Source organism: Qipengyuania sp. Mu-71 (genome assembly GCF_036867055.1).
GTDB classification, from domain to species: Bacteria; Pseudomonadota; Alphaproteobacteria; order Sphingomonadales; family Sphingomonadaceae; genus Qipengyuania; species Qipengyuania profunda.
On record NZ_JBAJHR010000001.1, the window covers coordinates 1,636,062 to 1,653,447 of the forward strand.

Consider the following 17,386-nt stretch of genomic DNA (forward strand, 5'->3'; position numbering starts at 1 on the left):
CACCCCATGGTATTCCGCACGAAGGGTCGCCGGGTTACCGTATCGCTCTCGGAAGCCCGAACTGCGCGCTCACATGCCCGGCAGTTTGAAACCCGGCGGCAAGCCAACGTCCTGCTGGATTTTGTTCATTTCCTCTGCGGAAACACGATCGGCCCGGTCGCGCGCATCGTTGAACGCGGCGGCCACCAGATCCTCGACCATCTGCTTTTCTTCGGGCTTCATCAGGCTGTCGTCGATCGCAACACCAAGAATGCGTCCGCGTGCAGTCGCGCGCACCTTGACCAGTCCGCCGCCGGCCGAACCCTCGACTTCGATATCGTCGAGTTTGGCCTGCGCTTCGCCCATCTGCTTCTGGATGGTCTCGGCCGCCTGCTTGGCCTGCGCGAGCATTTCTTCCATGTTCATGCTTTTCTACTCCAGGGTATTTCGCGGCGCTCGGGGGGCGCGCCGCCTTCTTCGATCAATTCGGCATCGGGGAAGGCATCGAATGCCGCCTTCACCAGCGGGTGCGAGCGCATGGCAGCGGCAGCAGCCGTGCGTTCCGCTTCGAGCACTTCGACCAGCGACGGCGCACCGGCACCGCCGGCCACTTCCTCGACCGTCCAGCGCTTGCCGGTATGGCGATGCAGCGCTTCGCGCAGCACCGGGGCGATATCGTCGGTGAACTTGCCGTCGCGCCCGTAGCGCAAGATGCCGTCGGCAAGCTCGACGACGCGCACCTGCAGACGCATGATGCTCGCTTCCTGCAACAGGCCGGATGCATCGATGGCGTCGACCAGTCCCTGCCAGTCCGGTTGCGCGATAGTGGTCGACGCTGTCTCGCCCCCGCCGGCGGGCATGGATGCAGGAGGCGGCCCAGCTTCCGCGAGCGCCTCGAGCTTCTTCGCCAGCTTGCCCGGATCGGGCATTTGCCCGGCATGCAGCGTCCGCAGCAGTGCCATGCGCAGCGCCACCAGCGGATCTGGTGCCAGCCGGACTTCCTCATGCCCCTTGAGCAGCAATTGCCACAGTCGGTGCAGTTGACCTGCCGGCAGGCGCGATGCCCATTCGGCCAATTGCTCGCGTTCGTCGGCGCTGGCGCCTTCGGGTTCGCTGCCCGAGACCTGCGCGACGGTGATACGATGGGCGACGTCCATCTGCGCGCGCATCAGTGCAAGCGGTTCCACACCAAGCGCATATTGCTCGTCCACTGCTTCCAGCAGGGCCTTGCCCTCGCCTTCTAGGATATGGCCGAACAGTCTCCGCTGCGCGCCTTTGTCTGCGAGGCCGAGCATGTCGCGCACCCGCGCCGCGCTCACCCGTCCCTCGGTATCGAGATCGGCATGCGCGATCGCCTGGTCGAGGATCGAAAGCCCGTCGCGGACCGAACCTTCGGCGGCATTGGCAACGATATGCAGCGCCTCGGCATCGGCCTCGACGCCTTCCTTGCGGCAGATTTCGGCGAAATGCGCTTCGAGCAGTTCCACCGGGATCCGCCGCAAGTCGAAGCGCTGCGTGCGGCTGAGCACAGTGACCGGCAGTTTCTCGACTTCGGTCGTGGCGAAGAGGAATTTCACATGCGCCGGCGGCTCTTCGAGCGTCTTGAGCAGCGCATTGAAGGCATTGCGCGACAGCATGTGGACTTCGTCGATGATGTAGATCTTGTAGCGCGCCGAAACCGCCGCATAACGCACCGCCTCGATAATCTCGCGCACGTCGTCGACACCGGTATGGCTCGCCGCGTCCATTTCGATGACATCGATATGGCGCCCTTCGGCAATCGCGCGGCACGGCTCGCATTGGCCGCAGGGGCTGATCGTCGGGCCACCTTGCCCGTCCGGACCGATACAGTTGAGCGCCTTGGCGATCAGCCGCGCGGTCGAGGTCTTGCCGACCCCGCGCACGCCGGTCATCAGGAAGGCATGCGCCAACCGATCGCGCGCAATCGCATTGGCGAGCGTGCGCACCATCGCCTCCTGCCCGATAAGCTCGGCAAAGGTCTGCGGGCGGTATTTGCGTGCCAGTACGCGATAGGGCTGCGCCGGATCGGGTGTAACCGGTGGGGTCACGGGAGCGGTTGGGGGCGCGGGCTCAGGCTCGGCTTTCTGCTCGGGCTCGCCAGCAGGCGCACCGCCGAAAATCGCTTCCTGTCCGGCGTCCTCGAGTTCCGCCACGCTCGGCGTGTCGGCCTCTTCGGCCCCGCTTTCCCACGGAAGGCCGTCAGGATTGTCCGGTGAATCACCCATGCCCGACTAGGTAGGCACTGGCGCGGCAAAAGTCATGCCATGGCGCATACGAATTGTGGGTGAAAAAGGAGCCGGCCGACCCGCCGCAATCCACCTGGGCTGCTTCCTTCCGGACCTGACCCGGTGAGCGAACGCAAACGTCCGACCGACTCCCGGCGCGCCATATGGCGGCGGGAGCGAGAAAAATCAATTACCGAAAATTGTCGGCGTAGGCCTGCAGCTTGAGGCTCTTCGCAGGCGTCGCGTGAACGCGCGCGACAATGCCGTATTTCTCGGCATAGGCCTTCGCCTCATCCTTGCTCGGGAAAGTCAACTGGACTTGGGCCTGCGTATCGCCGCTGCCGGTCCACCCCATCAGCGGATCGGCCTTGCGCGCTTCGGACTGCTCGAATTCGAGCACCCATTCGTCGGTACGCGCCCTGCCGGACTGCATGGCGTTCTTCGGTCGCTGGTAGATACGTGCTGACATTTCTCTCGATCCTTCAGGCGCCGGGCGGCAAACACCCCTCGCCTGGCTACCTCGCATGAACCCTAAACAGGCTCCGCCCTTGCCTCGCCTTCGGCGTGGAAGTCAACTAGCGCGAGCGGTCGAAGGCGTTCCTGGTCTTCAAACTTGGCGCTTCGGTCCAGGGTTCCTCCGGCCAGCGATGTTTGGGATAGCGACCCTTCATTTCCTTACGCACTTCGGCCCAGCTTCCCCGCCAGAAGCCGGGCAGGTCGCGCGTCGACTGGATCGGCCGCCCCGCCGGGCTGGTCAGCTTGAGCAGCAGCGGCGTGTCGCCAACCATGGGATGGCGCTCCAGCCCGAACAGTGCCTGGACGCGAACCTCGACGCTCGGGGCATCGTCGCCAATGTAGTCGATCTCGTGACTAGTCCCTGCAGGCGAGGTAAAAGCGCGTGGCGCCAGCCGGTCGAGCCGCTGGCGCGTGTCCCAATCGATCTGGCCGAGCACGGCGTCGACCAGCTTGCCCTTCGGCAGCGCCAGATCACGCCTGCCCTGAAGTAGGGGTGCGAGCCACACCTGCGCATTGGCGGCGACGCCCGCGCTGGAAAGGCTTTCGATGCCGGCATGACCGGCCCGAGCAAGCAGCGCTTGCGGAAGCAGCTTCGCCGGGTTCTCCAGAGCCTTGTCCACAAGCATGTCCACAATCGCGCGGGGGTCGGGTGCGGGATCGGGACCGCGCGCCAGCGTGATCGCGCCGAGCCTGCGCTCGAGCAAGGCCTCGACCCGGTCCCCCGTCCAGCGCAGGACCTGTCGGCGCTCGATACGGTCGGGGAGCCAGCGTTCGAGCTCGATTTCTTCCAGAGCAATACCCGAGGTTATCCGCGCGCCCTTCGCTTGCCCCTGCGCATCGCCTACCACCATGAACGCCGCGCGGGCGAGCGGGGAGGTCGGATCGAGGACGAAACCCCTGCCGCCTGCGGCGAGCCACTGTTCACCGCTGGCATCGCGCCGCTTGGCAATGAATTCGGGCCGCCCAGCCGCCAGCAGGATCGCAGGCGGCGGCGCATTGCCGGTCGAAACCCGACTGGCAAGACCGGTCGCCCGCTTGGCCCATCGCCCGGCCAACTTGCGACTGGCATCGGCCCGGCGACCGCGATCGGCATTCCAGCGCGACAGACGCGCTTCCATATCCTCGCCCCGACCGCCCAGCCCGCGTTCCTGTAGCAACAGCGCCAGCCGCGCGGCTTGTTCGGCTGCGCCATGCTCGGCCCCGAACAGCACGGTCGCCGCACCTTGCGGGTCGAGCGGCAGTTGCGCGAGCTTGCTGCCACGCGGCGTAATCCGGCCGGTTTCATCCAGCGCGTCAAGCGCCGCCAGCATTTGCCGCGCCGCGCCAACCGAAGCTTCCGGGGGTGGATCGAGCCATGCGAGGTCCGCCGGATCGCCGCTTCCCCATTGCGCCAGTGCCAGCACCAGCGGGGCAAGGTCGGCCGTCACCATTTCGGGCGGATCGTAGGCCGGCCGTCCGGCATGCCCCGCTTCCTCCCACAAACGGAAAGCCACGCCCGGGCCCTGCCGCGCTGCGCGTCCGGCACGTTGCGCCGCCGCCGCCTGGCTTGCACGATGCGTCACCAGATGCGTCGTCCCCGCGGCGCGGTCGAACTCAGCCCTGCGCGACAGCCCCGCATCGACCACTACCGAAACGCCGTCGAGCGTGAGCGACGTCTCCGCGATCGCAGTTGCGAGCACCACCCTGCGCCGCCCCCCGGGATCGCGTTTGATCGCCGCGCGCTGGCCCGCCGGGTCGACCTGTCCATGCAAGGGCAGGATGAGCGCAGCGGGCAGCCGCGCTTCGAGCCGTTCGCGCGTCCGCTCGATCTCGCGGACACCGGGAAGGAAAGCGAGGATGTCGCCTTCCTCCTGACGCCATGCGGTACCGATGGCCTGCGCCATGGCGTCCTCGACGGCGGCCTGCGGCGACGAGCCGAGCCATTCGATCCGCAGCGGATAGGCCCGGCCCGCGCTTTCGATGACCGGTGCATCATCCCCCAGCAAGCGCGCGAAGCGGCTGCCGTCGATGGTCGCCGACATGACCAGCACGCGCAAATCCTCGCGCAGCACCGCGCGGCTTTCGAGCGCCAGCGCCAGCCCGAGATCGCTGTCGAGATGGCGTTCATGCGCCTCGTCGAAGAGCACCGCCGATATGCCGGACAGTTCGGCATCGGCGAGGATCGTGTTCACGAAAATGGCCTCGGTCACGACGAGCACGCGGGTTCGTGCCGAACGCTTGCTGTCGAGGCGGGTAAGATAGCCGATCGTTTCGCCGGGTTTCTCCCCCAGCGTTTCGGCCATCCGCTCGGCTGCGGCGCGCGCGGCAACCCGGCGCGGCGACGTCAGGATTATGGTCCCACTGCACCAGTCCTGGTCGAGCAGCGCGGGCGCGACCGCAGTGGTCTTTCCCGCGCCGGGCGGTGCGACCAGCACGGCACCGGTCTGCTCGCGCAGAGCATCGAGCAATTCGGGAAGGACGGAGTGGATCGGCAGTGCGGGCACGCCAGTGGCCCTAGGACGGATCAGTACCCGCGCGCTACCGCGAACAGCGCCGCTTGCGTCATCGCCTGGCGCGCGGTGCTGTCGGGGAAGATCGACAGTGCATCGATCGCCCGCTGGGCAAAGTGCCGCGCGCGCAGTTTGGTATCGTCGACCGCGCCATGGCGGTCGATCAGCGCAATTGCCTGTTCGAGGTCATCGTCGCTGGTCCGGAAGCCGCCGATCGCGGCTTTCCAAAAGGCCCGCTCGTCTTCGTTACCGCGGGCATAGGCGAGGATGACGGGCAGCGTCATCTTGCCCTCGCGGAAATCGTCGCCGCGATCCTTGCCCATGGTGGCGGCGTTCGAATCGTAATCGAGCGCATCGTCGACCAGCTGGAATGCAACGCCGAGATTGCGACCGTATTCGTCGAGCGCCTGCTCCTGCTCGTCGCTGCACTCGGCAATGACGGCGGCAATCCGGCTGGCCGCGGCAAACAGCGCTGCGGTCTTGGCGCGGATGATATTGAGGTAGCGTTCCTCGCTGGTGTCGATCTTGCGCTGCGCGGTGAGCTGGTCGACCTCACCCTCGGCAATGATCGCGCTCGCGCCCGAGAGGATCTTGAGCACCTTGAGGCTGCCGTCCTCGGTCATCAGTTCGAACGAGCGGCTGAAGAGGAAATCGCCGACCAGCACGGTCGCGGGATTGCCGTAAATGATATTGGCGGCCGCCTTGCCGCGACGCAGGTCGGACCCGTCGACGACATCGTCGTGCAGCAGCGTGGCGGTGTGGATGAACTCCACTGCGGCGGCGAGCTTGTGCTGGCGCGTGCCGCTGTAACCGACCAGTTCGGCCCCCGCGAGCGTCAGCATCGGACGCAGGCGCTTGCCCCCGCCCGCGATCAGATGCCCTGCTAGCGCGGGAATCAGCGGTACTTCGCTCTGCATCCGGTCGAGGATGACCTGGTTGACCCGGTTCATGCCCTGCGCAGTGAGAGCCAGCATGGGTTCGATCGAGCCCTCGGGCTCTGCGCGATTCAGGGGGATTACGTCGGCAGACATTTCGGCTTGGCCATGGTCTGCCCAAGCTTTCTTGGCAAGACGGGATTTGCTGTTAGCGTGATCGCATGTCCGACGCCCCACAGACCGATGCCGTCCTCGCCGGCTTTCGCAAAAGCATCGACAATATCGATGCCGCGCTCATCCATATGCTCGCCGAGCGGTTCCGGATCACGCAGGCGGTTGGCGAATACAAGGCCAGGGTCACGCTGCCCCCGGCCGATCCGGCGCGCGAGCAGGAACAGATCATGCGGCTGCGCCGGTTGGCCGAAGACAGTGAGCTCGATCCCGAGTTCAGCGAGAAGTTCCTGCGCTTCATCATCGACGAGGTGATCCGCCACCACGAACGCGCGGCGCGGCGCTAGATCCGGCTTACAGCGCGCTGCGCGGCAGGGTGAGCTTGACCAGCAGGCCGCCCAAATCCTCGCTCTCGCCCAGTTCGACCGAGCCGCCGTAGATCTCTACCACATCGCGCACGATGGCGAGGCCAAGTCCGGTTCCGGGCTTGCCCGTATCGAGCCGTGCACCGCGGTCGAAGATGCGCGGGCGTTCGCTTTCCGGGATACCGATGCCATCATCCTCGATCCAGATGATGCAGCTGCTGGCTGCCGGATCGGCGTCGATTGTGACGAACACGCTGCCGCCGCCATATTTGGCTGCATTCTCAATCAGATTCCCGAGGATCTCGTCGAGATCCTGCCGCTCCATCGAAACCGCAGCATCGCGATTGCCGTCGAGGTCGAAGCGGGTTTCCTCGTAGATACGGGTTACCGCACGCAGCACGCTTTCGGCGCTGGGCCAGACCTCGGCGCGCGCATGCCCGCTGGCGCGGCGGCCGACCGCGCGGGCACGCGCCAGGTGATGCTCGACATGGCGCTGCATGGTCTTGGTTTCGCGGCAGACAAGGTCGGACAGCCGCGGATCATGCGCGGTGGCGGCATTGGTCAGCACCGTCAGCGGGGTCTTGAGCGCATGCGCTAGGTTGCCCGCGTGCATCCGCGCTTCCTCGGCCTGCTGTTCGGTATGCGCGAGCAGCGCGTTAATCTCATCGACCAGCGGCTCGACTTCGAGCGGAAGCGGATCGGTAATCCGGTTCGTGCCGTGGGTGCGCATGGCCTGGATTGCGTTGCGCACACGCCGCAGCGGCGAAAGGCCGTACCAACTTTGCAGCATCGCCATCGCCAGCAGGCCAAGCGCCAGAGCGGCGAAACTCCAGACGAGGATCGAGCGGATCCGCGTAATCTGGTAGTCGAGTTCGCCGCGGGCCGAGGCAACCGCGAAGGTCCAGCGCGTGTCGCTATCGGGCAGGATGACGCTCCGTTCGACGATCCGCAGGGGTTCGTTCTCGAACTGGTCCGAATTGTAGAAATGCGGCTCGTTGTCGATGTGGTCGCCCTCGACCGTCAGGCTGCGATCCCACAGGCTGCGGCTGGGAAACGGCTGATGCCCCTCGCCGGTAATCTGCCAATAGACGCCGCTATTGGGTTCGAGAAAGCGCTGGTCGCCAAGCGAGCGGTAGAGCTGCACATCGCCGAAGCTGTCGATCTCGGCCGAGGTAATCAGCGCGGTCTGCACATATTCGAGCTGCTCGTCGAAATTGTCCTCGACCAGCCGCACCAGCGTGCGGTCGAGCGCAAAGCCGCCGCCCAGCAGCAGCACGCCGATCCACAGCGCGGCGATCGCCATCATGCGCCGCGCAAGACTGCGCTTCGCGGGCGGTGCAGCGAGGGTCACCGGGCTGTCGGCAGCCGGGTCTGGCGGCGGGGATCGCCCGACCTTCAGCACCGTGCCGGGCGCAGCATCAGGCGCGCGGCTGGTCGGCGGGGTCGTCGAGGCTGTATCCGAGTCCACGGATCGTCGTGATCACTTCGGCGCCCAGCTTCTTGCGGATGCGCGTGACGAAGACCTCGATCGTGTTCGAATCGCGGTCGAAATCCTGATCGTAGATATGCTCGATCAGTTCGGTGCGGCTGACCACCTTGCCCTTGTGGTGCATGAGGTAGCTCAGCAGCTTGTATTCCTGCGCGGTCAGCTTGACCGGTTCACCCTTGAGCGTGACGCGGCCTGAGCGCGTGTCCAGCCGGACATGGCCGGCAGTCAGTTCGCTCGACGTGTTGCCCGATGCGCGGCGGATCAACGCACGCAGACGGGCTATCAGTTCTTCGGTCTGGAAGGGCTTGGCGAGGTAATCGTCCGCGCCTGCATCGAGGCCCGCGACCTTGTCCGACCAGCTGTCGCGCGCGGTCAGGACCAGGACGGGGAACTTGCGGCCTTCCTTGCGCCACATGCCGAGCACGGTCAGCCCGTCGATTTCAGGCAGGCCGAGATCGAGGATCACGGCGTCGTAATCCTCGGTGCTGCCGAGAAAATGGCCGTCTTCGCCATCGGTGGACAGATCCACCGCATAGCCGTTCTGCTCGAGCGTCGACTTGAGTTGCTGGCCCAGGGTGGGCTCATCCTCGACGATCAGGATCCGCATAAATGTCCGTCCTCGGATTGTTTGAAGCGCGTTTCGTTCATGTAGATGAACGCGTCAACCTGAACGGAGTTGCACCGGCGCAAATCAGCGGCTGCGCCGAAGGACTTTCCCGGTGCGCGCATCGACATCGACATACATCACGCGGCCATCCCTGATAAACTTCAGGCGATAGGCCATTGCGGTCGAATCGTAGGCCGGACCAAGATATTCCGCCCCGCGCATAGTCGGCAGGATACGCGCCTCGATATCGCGCAGCTGCAGGATATTGCCCGCACTCATCTCGCGCCGCGCCTCGCCCTGTTCGGAACGGGACTGCGCGGCAGCGGGCGCGGCCATAATCGGGCCCGTAACGAGCCCCAAGGCGAGGAAAGAGGCGAAAATGCGTTTCATAATGCGAATCTGCCTAGCCTTGGGGCATTGAACAAGGACTGAATGTCCGTGCCTGAGCTCATCCGGCCTAGCGGGTCATCTCGAACTTGACGGTCAGCGAAACCATCGTGCCAACCAGACCCGGTTCGACCGGCGTCGGCGCAGCCGATACCTTGATCGCCTGGCGGGCATCCGATTCGGCAAAGGGCATCGGTCCGCTCGATGCGACGGATTCGCTCACTTCGAGCAGCCTGACGCCGCCAAAACCCGACCATTGGGCATATTCTTCGGCCTGAGCCCTCGCCTTGTCGAATGCCGCCTTGCGCGCCTGCGCGCGCGCCGGGCTGTCATCGTCGAGCGAGAAGCGCGGACCGCCGATATCGGTCGCCCCTGCAGCGACCAACGCATCGAGCACCTCACCGGCCCGCTTCACGTCGCGCAAGGTGACGCTCACGCGGTTCGAGGCCTGGTAGCCGCGGAACACCTGCTGGCGGGTCGACTGGTCGTAATCGTACTGCGCGCCGAGATTGATCCCGGTCGTCTGGATATCGTCTTCATCGATCCCGAGCGCCTTGATGCGGTCGATTACCGCGGTCATTTCCCGCGCGTTGATCTGCATCGCCTCGACCGCGGTGCGCGCCTGGCTGGTCACGCCGGCGCTGATGTCGACGATGTCGGGCTTGGCATCGACGGTTTCGCTCACCGACAGTTCGACCACCGGCCCCTGGCTGGCGATCTGGACTTCGGCGGCCTGTACCTGGGAAGCGGTGGCGGCAATGGCCAGCGCGGGAATAGCGAAACGGATCATGGATTTGCTCCTCATTTGTCGAGCGTAATGTCGGCTTTACAGCTTTACGGCTTGCTGAACGGAAGTGTTCCCGCTTTTCTCGGCCCTTGCTTGCCGCTAGCCATGGCGCTGATCGAGAGGGAATGAATGACAGCCTGGAAATATGCGCTGGCCGCCTTGGCCATGGTAGCGACGCAGCCGCTGGCCGCGCAGGTGGAGACCGTGCCCGCGCGCGCCGCCGACGAGGGCGAAGGCCCCTTCGGCAAGCTGCTGATCCGCGGCGCAACGGTGATCGAGGGCAGCGGTGCCCCGCCGGCGGGACCGATCGACATCATGGTCGAAGGCAATCGCATCGCTGCGCTTTATCCTGGCGGGGCCCCCGCCGCCGAGGCGCAAGACGTGCAGCGCGTGATCGATGCCAAGGGCATGTATGTCCTGCCCGGCTTCGTCGATGTGCATGGCCACAATGGCGATGCATCGAAAGCGCCGCAGCCATCCTATGGCTACAAGCTGTGGCTCGCGCATGGCGTGACCACGGTGCGCGGGGTGAGCTTCTACTTCGGCCCCGATACGCCCGACCTTTCCGATGCGCGCCGCAGCGCCGCCAACACCATCACCGCTCCGCGCCTGATCCCTTACGCCGTCTTTGGAGATAAATGGGCGGGCGGTGCGCCCGACACCCCAACCAAGGCGCGCGAATGGGTCCGCTGGGCCAAGGCGCAGGGCTATTGGGGAGTCAAATTCTTCAACGGCTATTCGCCCGCAGTCTTCGCGGCGGCTTTCGACGAGGCGGAGAAGCAGCAGATGGGCACCGTCGCGCATCTCGCGCAGACCGGCGTGGCCGAAGTCAACGCGCGCAAGGCGGTCGAACTCGGGCTCGACGATGTGACGCATTTCTACGGTCATTTCGAAAGCCTGCTGAACGACGCCGCGCTCCCCTATTATCCAGAGGACTACAATTATTTCGATGAGCAATCGCGCTTCGCCTGGGTTGCCCGGCTTGCCCCGCAGGCCGTCGAACCCGGGAGCGAGAGGTGGGACGATTACGTCGACCTGCTGATCGAGAACGGCGTGACGCTGAGCCCGACCTTCAACATCTACGCCGCCAGCCGCGACGTGATGCGTGCGCGCGGGTTCGACTGGCATGCACGGTACACTCTGCCATCGCTGATGGATTTCTACGCACCCAGCGCGACCAATCACGGGAGCTATTACAAGGACTGGACGAGCGAAGACGAGGTCGCGTGGCGGAACTTCTACGCCAAGTGGTTTGCGCTGACCAAGGACTTCCATGACCGCGGCGGGCGCGTCACCGCCGGTTCCGACCCCGGTTACATCTACCAGACCTGGGGCTTCGCCTATATCGGCGAACTCGAAATGCTGCGCGAGGCGGGCCTTTCGCCGCTCGCCGTCATTCGCGCGGCAACGCTCGACGGGGCGCGTGCGCTGTACGAACCGCTGGGCGAAGAACCGCCGATGGGCCGGATTGCCGTGGGCCAGCTGGCCGATCTGGTGATCGTGCCCGAGAACCCGCTGGCCAATCTCAAGGTGCTCTATGGCACGGGCCATACGCGGCTCAATCGCGAGACCGGCGCAATCGAGCAGGTCGGCGGGGTCCGCTGGACCATCAAGGACGGGATCGTTTACGATGCGCCGCAATTGCTCGCCGACGTGGCGCGGATGGTCGCGGAGCAGGAGGCGGCGCGCTAGCGTCTTGCGGAGCGGCGTCCGCGCGCCTACCTCGCGCGGCCTATGGCACAGCCCCCCATTCTCAGCCTCGAAGGCATCGCGCTGCAGCAGGGCGGCAAGTGGCTGTTCGGCGGGCCCGACCACGACCCGCTCGACCTGCATGTCGGCCCGCGCGACCGGATCGCGCTGATCGGACGCAATGGCGTGGGCAAGACCACGCTGTTCCGGATGATCGACGGGCAAGTCGAAACCGATGCCGGCATCCGCAAGACTAAGCCGGGCACGCGGATCGTCGTACTCGAACAGGACCCCGACCTTTCAGGCCATGCCACGTTGATGGAGTGGGCGCTTGCCGGCGAACATGCGCCGCAGGAGCACGAGATCGACGCCATTGCCGGCCAGCTCGGTATCGACATGGCGCGCGAAACCAAGGGCGCAAGCGGGGGCGAGAAGCGCCGTGCGGCGATCGCGCGCGCGCTGGCGCAGGACCCCGACCTGCTGCTGATGGACGAGCCGACCAACCATCTCGACCTTGGCGCGATCGACTGGCTCGAAAGCTGGCTCGAACGCTACAAGGGTGCCTTTCTCGTTATCAGCCACGACCGGACCTTCCTCAAGCGCCTGACCCGCACCACGCTGTGGCTCGACCGCGGAAGCCTGCGCCGCAAGGAAGTGGGCTTCGGTGGCTACGAGGCGTGGGAAGAACAGGTCTATGCCGAGGAAGCCCGCGCGGCGGAGAAGCTCGACGCCAAGCTCAAGCTCGAGGCGCACTGGCTCGAACGCGGGGTGACCGCGCGGCGCAAGCGCAACCAGGGCCGGCTCGAGAAGCTGGGCCAGATGCGCGCACAACGCGCTTCGATGATCGACGCCGCCGGGACCGCCAAGCTCAAGCTGGCGACCGAGGAAGACTTCAAGTCCAAATCGGTGATCGCGGCCGAGAACATCACCAAAGCCTATGGCGACCGAACGATCATCAAGCCGTTCTCGCTGCGCATCCAGCGCGGTGACCGGATCGGCATTGTCGGCGCCAATGGCGCGGGCAAGACCACGCTGCTCAAGATGCTTACCGGCGAACTCGCACCCGACAGCGGCAAGGTCGACATCGCCAAGACGCTGACCGGCGTGATGATCGACCAGCAACGCCAGCTGCTCACCGCCGACAAGACGGTGCGGCACGTGCTCGCCGAAGGCGGCGACTGGATCGATGTGCGCGGCAACCGTAAGCATGTGCAGGCCTATCTCAAGGACTTCCTGTTCGACCCCAAGATCGTCGACATGAAGGTCAGCGTGCTGTCGGGCGGCGAACGCAGCCGGCTGCTGCTGGCGCGCGAGTTCGCCAAGGCGTCCAACCTGCTCGTGCTCGACGAGCCGACCAACGACCTCGACCTCGAAACGCTCGACCTGCTGCAGGAGGTCATCGCCGATTACGAAGGCACGGTGCTGATCGTCAGCCACGACCGTGACTTCCTCGACCGCACGGTGACCCTTACGCTCGGCCTCGACGGGACCGGCAAGGTCGATGTGGTCGCGGGCGGCTACGAGGACTGGGAGCGCAAGCGCCGCCAGCCGATCGCGGGCAAACCCAAGGCAGGGAAGCAGGCCGAGAAACCCGCCGCCCTGCCGCCGCCCTCCGCAAAACCGAACAAGCTTTCCTACAAGGACCAGCGCGACTTCGAACTGCTGCCGACGCGCATCGAGGAGCTCGAAACCGCGATTGCCAAGGGCGAGGCGATCCTGTCCGATCCCGAACTCTACACCGCCGATCCGCAGCGCTTCGCCAATATCTCCAAGGGCCTGGAGAACGCCCGCGCCGAGAAGGATGCGGCGGAGGAGCGCTGGCTGATGCTGGCGGAGGCGGTCGAAGGGTGAGCCTCGAGGCCGAGATCGCGGCCTGCCGCATCTGCGCCGATCACTTGCCCCACGGCGTGCGCCCCGTGGCCAGCTTCTCGGCAACCGCGCGGTTGCTGATCATTGGCCAGGCGCCCGGCTCGAAGGTCCATGAAAGCGGCATTCCGTGGGATGATGCCAGCGGCGACCGGCTGCGCGAATGGACCGGGCTGAGCAAGGACCAGATGTACGACCCTGCGCGAGTCGCGCTGGTCCCGATGGGGTTCTGCTATCCCGGCAAGGCGAGCGGCGGCGACAAACCGCCGCGCCGCGAATGCGCCGCCCAGTGGCACGAGCGCGTGCTCGACGTGCTGCCCGAGGACCGGCTGACCCTGCTGGTGGGCACCTATGCGCAGGCGCGATATCTGCCCGCGGCGCGCACGCTGTCGATGACCGACCGGGTGCGCCAATTCCGCGACTACCTCCCGCATTTCATCCCCCTGCCCCACCCCGCGTGGCGCTCGACCATCTGGATGCGCCAGCACCCGTGGTTCGAAGCCGAAGTGCTGCCCATACTGCGCGAGGCGGTTGCGCAGCGCGTGTAGGACTGGACGGTTCGCTCCCAACGACATGGACCACATGGACCACTGTCCTGGACAAAATGTCGCGTCTCACCCGATCCGGTAGAAAACCGCCACCCGGTCGAGCGCGAGCTTGAGCACCAGCTTCCCGCTACGCGCGGGCCATTCAAGCGCGCGTTCGGCCCCGGGCAGCCCCTCGCCCGCACACGCGACACGCCATAGAATGTCGCTGAGCCCGGGTCCTGCCTCGCGCATCGCGCCATCGAAGCGCGCCTTCGCCGCAAGCTGGCGCTCGGACGAGGTAAGGTCGCGGTCCACGGCGCCGCCATCGACCCGCACCGGATCCCAGCGCATGGTGGTCGAAGGGGCGATCTGCGCGCGTTCGTAATCGGCGCGCAGCCGTTCGCCGGCATCGAACTGCCGTTCGGTCAGATGCCCGCGTGCATGCAGCCAGGTAAGCGGGCTTTCGGCGAGATTGACCGTTACGCTACGCCGTTTGCCATGCGCGGCGGCGCCCCCGCGTGGGCCTTCCTCGGTCAGTTCGCGTTCGACAAGTGTGCGGCGCATGGCGGTCTCCCTGGTTGTGAAAGTTTGGCCTTGCGCCGCGACGGTTCCTGTAGGAAACAGGAAAAACCAAATCGGTTATCTGTGGGGCAGCCAAGTGATCAACCGGATCCGCGACATCCGCAAGCAGAAGGGCCTGACGCTGGCCGACCTCGCCGAGGCCTGCACGCCGCCGACCACCCCGCAGACGGTCGGACGGCTCGAAACCGGGATGCGCAATCTCTCGCTCAAATGGATGGAGCGGATCGCCGCGGCGCTCGAGGTCAATCCCGAAATGCTGGTGCGGAGCGAAAAGGCCGGTCACCCGCAGGTCGTCGCCGCGCTGGCAAAGACCGGACCCGAAGCGCTTGCTACGCCGCAGGATGCCATCCTCGCCACCGATCTGGGCGGCGATGGGTCGCTGATGGTGCTCGATATCGCCTATCCGCATGGCGAGTACCGCCCCGGCGACCAATTGTGGCTACGCCAGCTCAATCCCGACGAGGCGGCGCGCGCGATCAACCGCGATGTGCTGGTCCCCAAAAAGGGCGGACGTTTCGCCTTCGGGCGGCTGATCGACCGGCAGGGCAAGATGGTCGGCCTGCTCCCTCCCGGGCATGGCGAGAAACAGCAGGTGGTCGACAATCCCGCCTGGATCGCGGTGGCGGAAATGCTGGTGCGTCGGCTGTGAGCGTCGCCAAGACCCGCCGCGTGCTGTCGCTGGCGACGCTGTTTCCCAATGCCGCCAATCCGCGCTTCGGCGTCTTCGTGGCCAAATCGCTCGAGGCGCTGCAGCGCGATACGCATTGGGATGTCACGGTGATCAATCCGGTCGGCCTGCCCCCGGTGGCGCTCGGGCGCTACCGCGCATTGGCCTGTGCCGCCGAGGATGGGCGCGAGTTCGGGATGGCGGTTTATCGCCCGACCTTTCGGCTGCTGCCGAAGATCGGTGGCAGGCTCAATCCCGGGCTGATCGCCAAGGCGGTGCTCCCCCTCGCCCGCCGCCTCCATGCGGACCATCCGTTCGACCTGGTCGACGCACAGTTCTTCTATCCCGACGGTCCCGCGGCGATGATCATCGCGCGCGAACTCGGCCTGCCCTTCTCGGTCAAGGCGCGCGGGGCCGACATCCATTACTGGGGCGCACGCGCCTATGGCCGCGACGCATTGCTCGAAACCGCGCGCGAGGCGGCGGGTGTGCTGGCGGTATGCGCGGCGCTGGCCGATGACATGGCCACGCTGGGCATGGCACGCGACACGATCACGGTGCATTACACCGGGCTCGACCGCGACCTGTTCCGTCCGATGGACCATGTCGGGCTGCGCGCGCGACTGGGCGAGACCTTTTCGATCCCCATCGCCAGCGGCGATCGGCTGCTGGTGAGTGTCGGCGCGCTGATCGAACGCAAGGGCCAGTCTTTGGTGATCAAGGCGCTAGCCGATCTGCCGCAGGCGCGATTGCTATTGGTCGGCAAGGGCGAAGATGAAGCGAGCCTGCGCGCGCTGGCGAAAGAAGTCGGCGTGGCCGAGCGGGTCCATTTCCTTGGCAGCCTCGCCCCGACGATGCTGCCGCCGATCCTGTCGGCGGCCGATGCCATGGTGCTGCCTTCGGCCAGCGAGGGCCTCGCCAATGCCTGGATCGAGGCGCTGGCCTGCGGAACGCCGCTGGTCATCACCGATGCGGGCGGCGCGCGCGAAGTGGTGACCGCTCCCGAAGCCGGGGTGATCGTCGCGCGCAATTGCCGCGCGGTTCGCGATGGGATCGACCTTGTGACCCGCCGCCCCCGCTCACCCGAGACGGTGGCGGCGACGGTCGAGAAATTCAGCTGGGAAGCGAACGCCGCGGCGCTCGCCGCCCATTACGACGCGATTGCCTAGACCAGGCCGCGCGCCTTCTTTTCCTGCTGGTCGGCCACGGTTTCGGTAGGCACGAAGCTGTCGCTGGTAACGCCCAGCCAGACGAGGATCGGCGCCGCCATATAGACCGAGCTGTAGGTACCCACGAACAGGCCCAGCGTGATCCCGGCGACCATGCCGAACAGGCTGGCCGGCCCGAACAGCAGCAGCGGCAGCAGAGCGATCAGCAGCGTCAGCGAGGTCATCACCGTCCGGGCCAGCGTTTCATTGACCGACAGGTCAAGGAGCGCGGGCAATTCCATCTTGCGGAACTTCTTCAAATTCTCGCGGATGCGGTCGTAAACGACGATGGTATCGTTGAGCGAATAGCCGATGATCGCGAGGATCGCCGCGATGATCTGCAGGCTGAATTCCATCTGGAACAGCGAAAACATGCCCAGCGTCAGGCTGACATCGTGGAACAGCGCGAACAGCGCCCCCACGCCGAACTGCCATTCGAACCGAATCCAGATGTAGAGCGCGATCGCCCCCATCGCGGCCAGCAGTGCGTAAAGCGCGGTCTGGCGGAATTCGCCCGAGACCTTGCCCGAGACATTGTCATTCCCGTCGAGCCGGAAGTCCTCGTAATCGGCCTGCAGAGTCTCGACGATATCGTTCGCGGCAGCCTGAGCGGCTTCCTTGTCGGCCGATACCTCGTCGGGCAGGCGTACGCGGATCGAGACCTGGTTGTCTTCGCCGAAGCGCTGGACCACCGGATCGCCATAGCCGAGCGTGGCCACCTTTTCGCGCAATTCGCCCACCGGGGCTTCCACGCTCTGGGTGAAGGTCGCGCGCACTTCGAGGCCGCCGGCGAAGTCGACGCCGTAATTGAGCCCCTTGGTAAAGACCAGCGCCCAGCTGGCCGCGATCAGCAGGATGCTGATGGCGAAGAAGGGCACACGCCAGCGGAGGAACTTGATGTTGGTGTCGTCGGGGACGAGCTTGAGCAGTTTCATA

The 17,386-nt window shown here is 65.8% G+C and carries 17 protein-coding genes and 1 other RNA gene; 6 read left to right on the forward strand and 12 right to left on the reverse strand.

Going from position 1 to position 17,386, the window contains the following annotated elements:
* Window positions 1-69 precede the first annotated feature (69 nt).
* From V6B15_RS08025 to V6B15_RS08050, 6 genes are all read right to left on the reverse strand, one after another.
* Window positions 70-405 (reverse strand): YbaB/EbfC family nucleoid-associated protein, encoded by a 336-nt coding sequence (locus V6B15_RS08025; RefSeq protein ID WP_442969010.1) that lies wholly within the window; start codon window positions 403-405, stop codon window positions 70-72.
* Window positions 402-2,225 carry a DNA polymerase III subunit gamma/tau gene (locus V6B15_RS08030; protein ID WP_334200723.1) on the reverse strand — a complete coding sequence of 608 codons (1,824 nt, stop codon included), beginning with the start codon at window positions 2,223-2,225 and terminating at the stop codon, window positions 402-404. Before V6B15_RS08030 ends, V6B15_RS08025 begins: the two co-directional genes overlap by 4 nt.
* A 61-nt stretch (window positions 2,226-2,286) precedes the next feature.
* Window positions 2,287-2,381, reverse strand: an RNA gene (gene ffs, locus V6B15_RS08035) — signal recognition particle sRNA small type.
* Window positions 2,382-2,415: 34 nt separating this feature from the next.
* The gene (locus V6B15_RS08040) at window positions 2,416-2,694 is read right to left on the reverse strand and encodes an ETC complex I subunit (RefSeq protein WP_253517078.1); all 279 of its coding nucleotides are present in this window, start codon (window positions 2,692-2,694) and stop codon (window positions 2,416-2,418) included.
* 106 nt (window positions 2,695-2,800) lie between these two features.
* Window positions 2,801-5,224 (reverse strand): ATP-dependent helicase HrpB, encoded by a 2,424-nt coding sequence (gene hrpB / locus V6B15_RS08045; RefSeq protein WP_334200724.1) that lies wholly within the window; start codon window positions 5,222-5,224, stop codon window positions 2,801-2,803.
* 20 nt (window positions 5,225-5,244) lie between these two features.
* Window positions 5,245-6,261 carry a polyprenyl synthetase family protein gene (locus V6B15_RS08050; protein ID WP_334200725.1) on the reverse strand — a complete coding sequence of 339 codons (1,017 nt, stop codon included), beginning with the start codon at window positions 6,259-6,261 and terminating at the stop codon, window positions 5,245-5,247.
* A 65-nt stretch (window positions 6,262-6,326) separates the two neighbouring features.
* On the opposite strand from V6B15_RS08050, the gene V6B15_RS08055 reads away from it, so the two are divergent.
* Window positions 6,327-6,623, forward strand: coding sequence for a chorismate mutase (locus V6B15_RS08055; RefSeq protein WP_253517085.1), 297 nt, complete (start codon window positions 6,327-6,329; stop codon window positions 6,621-6,623).
* A gap of 7 nt (window positions 6,624-6,630) precedes the next feature.
* Here the strand turns inward: V6B15_RS08055 and V6B15_RS08060 are convergent, their stop codons facing one another.
* The 4 genes from V6B15_RS08060 to V6B15_RS08075 all read right to left on the reverse strand — a co-directional run bounded on the left by V6B15_RS08060 (window position 6,631) and on the right by V6B15_RS08075 (window position 9,914).
* Window positions 6,631-7,947 carry a sensor histidine kinase gene (locus V6B15_RS08060; RefSeq protein ID WP_334201343.1) on the reverse strand — a complete coding sequence of 439 codons (1,317 nt, stop codon included), beginning with the start codon at window positions 7,945-7,947 and terminating at the stop codon, window positions 6,631-6,633.
* 112 nt (window positions 7,948-8,059) lie between these two features.
* Window positions 8,060-8,737, reverse strand: coding sequence for a response regulator transcription factor (locus V6B15_RS08065; protein ID WP_253517088.1), 678 nt, complete (start codon window positions 8,735-8,737; stop codon window positions 8,060-8,062).
* 84 nt (window positions 8,738-8,821) lie between these two features.
* Complete coding sequence (locus V6B15_RS08070) at window positions 8,822-9,127, reverse strand: PepSY domain-containing protein (protein WP_334200726.1); 306 nt, start codon at window positions 9,125-9,127, stop codon at window positions 8,822-8,824.
* Window positions 9,128-9,194: 67 nt separating this feature from the next.
* Window positions 9,195-9,914, reverse strand: coding sequence for an SIMPL domain-containing protein (locus V6B15_RS08075; RefSeq protein ID WP_334200727.1), 720 nt, complete (start codon window positions 9,912-9,914; stop codon window positions 9,195-9,197).
* A gap of 126 nt (window positions 9,915-10,040) precedes the next feature.
* Between V6B15_RS08075 and V6B15_RS08080 the strand changes: the two genes are divergently transcribed.
* From V6B15_RS08080 to V6B15_RS08090, 3 genes are read left to right on the forward strand one after another with little or no spacing between them, the layout of a single operon-like run.
* Complete coding sequence (locus V6B15_RS08080) at window positions 10,041-11,603, forward strand: amidohydrolase family protein (RefSeq protein WP_334200728.1); 1,563 nt, start codon at window positions 10,041-10,043, stop codon at window positions 11,601-11,603.
* A gap of 42 nt (window positions 11,604-11,645) precedes the next feature.
* On the forward strand, window positions 11,646-13,451 hold the full coding sequence (locus tag V6B15_RS08085) for an ABC-F family ATP-binding cassette domain-containing protein (protein ID WP_334200729.1): 1,806 nt from the start codon (window positions 11,646-11,648) through the stop codon (window positions 13,449-13,451).
* A complete protein-coding gene (locus tag V6B15_RS08090) occupies window positions 13,448-14,014 on the forward strand; it encodes a uracil-DNA glycosylase family protein (RefSeq protein ID WP_334200730.1) in 567 nt (188 codons plus the stop codon). Before V6B15_RS08085 ends, V6B15_RS08090 begins: the two co-directional genes overlap by 4 nt.
* Before the next feature lie 66 nt (window positions 14,015-14,080).
* Here the strand turns inward: V6B15_RS08090 and V6B15_RS08095 are convergent, their stop codons facing one another.
* Entirely contained in the window at window positions 14,081-14,557 is a 477-nt protein-coding gene (locus V6B15_RS08095; protein WP_334200731.1) for a DUF6456 domain-containing protein, read from the reverse strand.
* 94 nt (window positions 14,558-14,651) lie between these two features.
* Here V6B15_RS08095 and V6B15_RS08100 point away from each other — a divergent pair, with 94 nt between their 5' ends.
* Together V6B15_RS08100 and V6B15_RS08105 are read left to right on the forward strand one after the other, a co-directional pair.
* Window positions 14,652-15,224 (forward strand): helix-turn-helix transcriptional regulator, encoded by a 573-nt coding sequence (locus V6B15_RS08100; protein ID WP_334200732.1) that lies wholly within the window; start codon window positions 14,652-14,654, stop codon window positions 15,222-15,224.
* Window positions 15,221-16,411, forward strand: a complete 1,191-nt coding sequence (locus V6B15_RS08105) for a glycosyltransferase (RefSeq protein WP_334200733.1) — start codon at window positions 15,221-15,223, stop codon at window positions 16,409-16,411. The genes V6B15_RS08100 and V6B15_RS08105 overlap by 4 nt, the downstream gene beginning before the upstream one ends.
* Here the strand turns inward: V6B15_RS08105 and secF are convergent.
* Window positions 16,408-17,385: a protein translocase subunit SecF gene (gene secF, locus V6B15_RS08110; RefSeq protein ID WP_334200734.1), complete on the reverse strand. Its 978-nt coding sequence runs from the start codon at window positions 17,383-17,385 to the stop codon at window positions 16,408-16,410. The genes V6B15_RS08105 and secF overlap by 4 nt on opposite strands.
* Window position 17,386 lies beyond the last annotated feature (1 nt).

Excerpts from the sequence above, each read along its gene's own strand:
- V6B15_RS08025 (WP_442969010.1), bottom strand. The coding sequence starts at position 405 with ATGAACATGGAAGAAATGCTCGCGCAGGCCAAGCAGGCGGCCGAGACC.
- V6B15_RS08030 (WP_334200723.1), bottom strand. The coding sequence starts at position 2,225 with ATGGGTGATTCACCGGACAATCCTGACGGCCTTCCGTGGGAAAGCGGG.
- V6B15_RS08040 (WP_253517078.1), bottom strand. The coding sequence starts at position 2,694 with ATGTCAGCACGTATCTACCAGCGACCGAAGAACGCCATGCAGTCCGGC.
- V6B15_RS08050 (WP_334200725.1), bottom strand. The coding sequence starts at position 6,261 with ATGTCTGCCGACGTAATCCCCCTGAATCGCGCAGAGCCCGAGGGCTCG.
- V6B15_RS08055 (WP_253517085.1), top strand. The coding sequence starts at position 6,327 with ATGTCCGACGCCCCACAGACCGATGCCGTCCTCGCCGGCTTTCGCAAA.
- V6B15_RS08060 (WP_334201343.1), bottom strand. The coding sequence starts at position 7,947 with ATGATGGCGATCGCCGCGCTGTGGATCGGCGTGCTGCTGCTGGGCGGC.
- V6B15_RS08065 (WP_253517088.1), bottom strand. The coding sequence starts at position 8,737 with ATGCGGATCCTGATCGTCGAGGATGAGCCCACCCTGGGCCAGCAACTC.
- V6B15_RS08070 (WP_334200726.1), bottom strand. The coding sequence starts at position 9,127 with ATGAAACGCATTTTCGCCTCTTTCCTCGCCTTGGGGCTCGTTACGGGC.
- V6B15_RS08075 (WP_334200727.1), bottom strand. The coding sequence starts at position 9,914 with ATGATCCGTTTCGCTATTCCCGCGCTGGCCATTGCCGCCACCGCTTCC.
- V6B15_RS08080 (WP_334200728.1), top strand. The coding sequence starts at position 10,041 with ATGACAGCCTGGAAATATGCGCTGGCCGCCTTGGCCATGGTAGCGACG.
- V6B15_RS08085 (WP_334200729.1), top strand. The coding sequence starts at position 11,646 with ATGGCACAGCCCCCCATTCTCAGCCTCGAAGGCATCGCGCTGCAGCAG.
- V6B15_RS08095 (WP_334200731.1), bottom strand. The coding sequence starts at position 14,557 with ATGCGCCGCACACTTGTCGAACGCGAACTGACCGAGGAAGGCCCACGC.
- secF (WP_334200734.1), bottom strand. The coding sequence starts at position 17,385 with ATGAAACTGCTCAAGCTCGTCCCCGACGACACCAACATCAAGTTCCTC.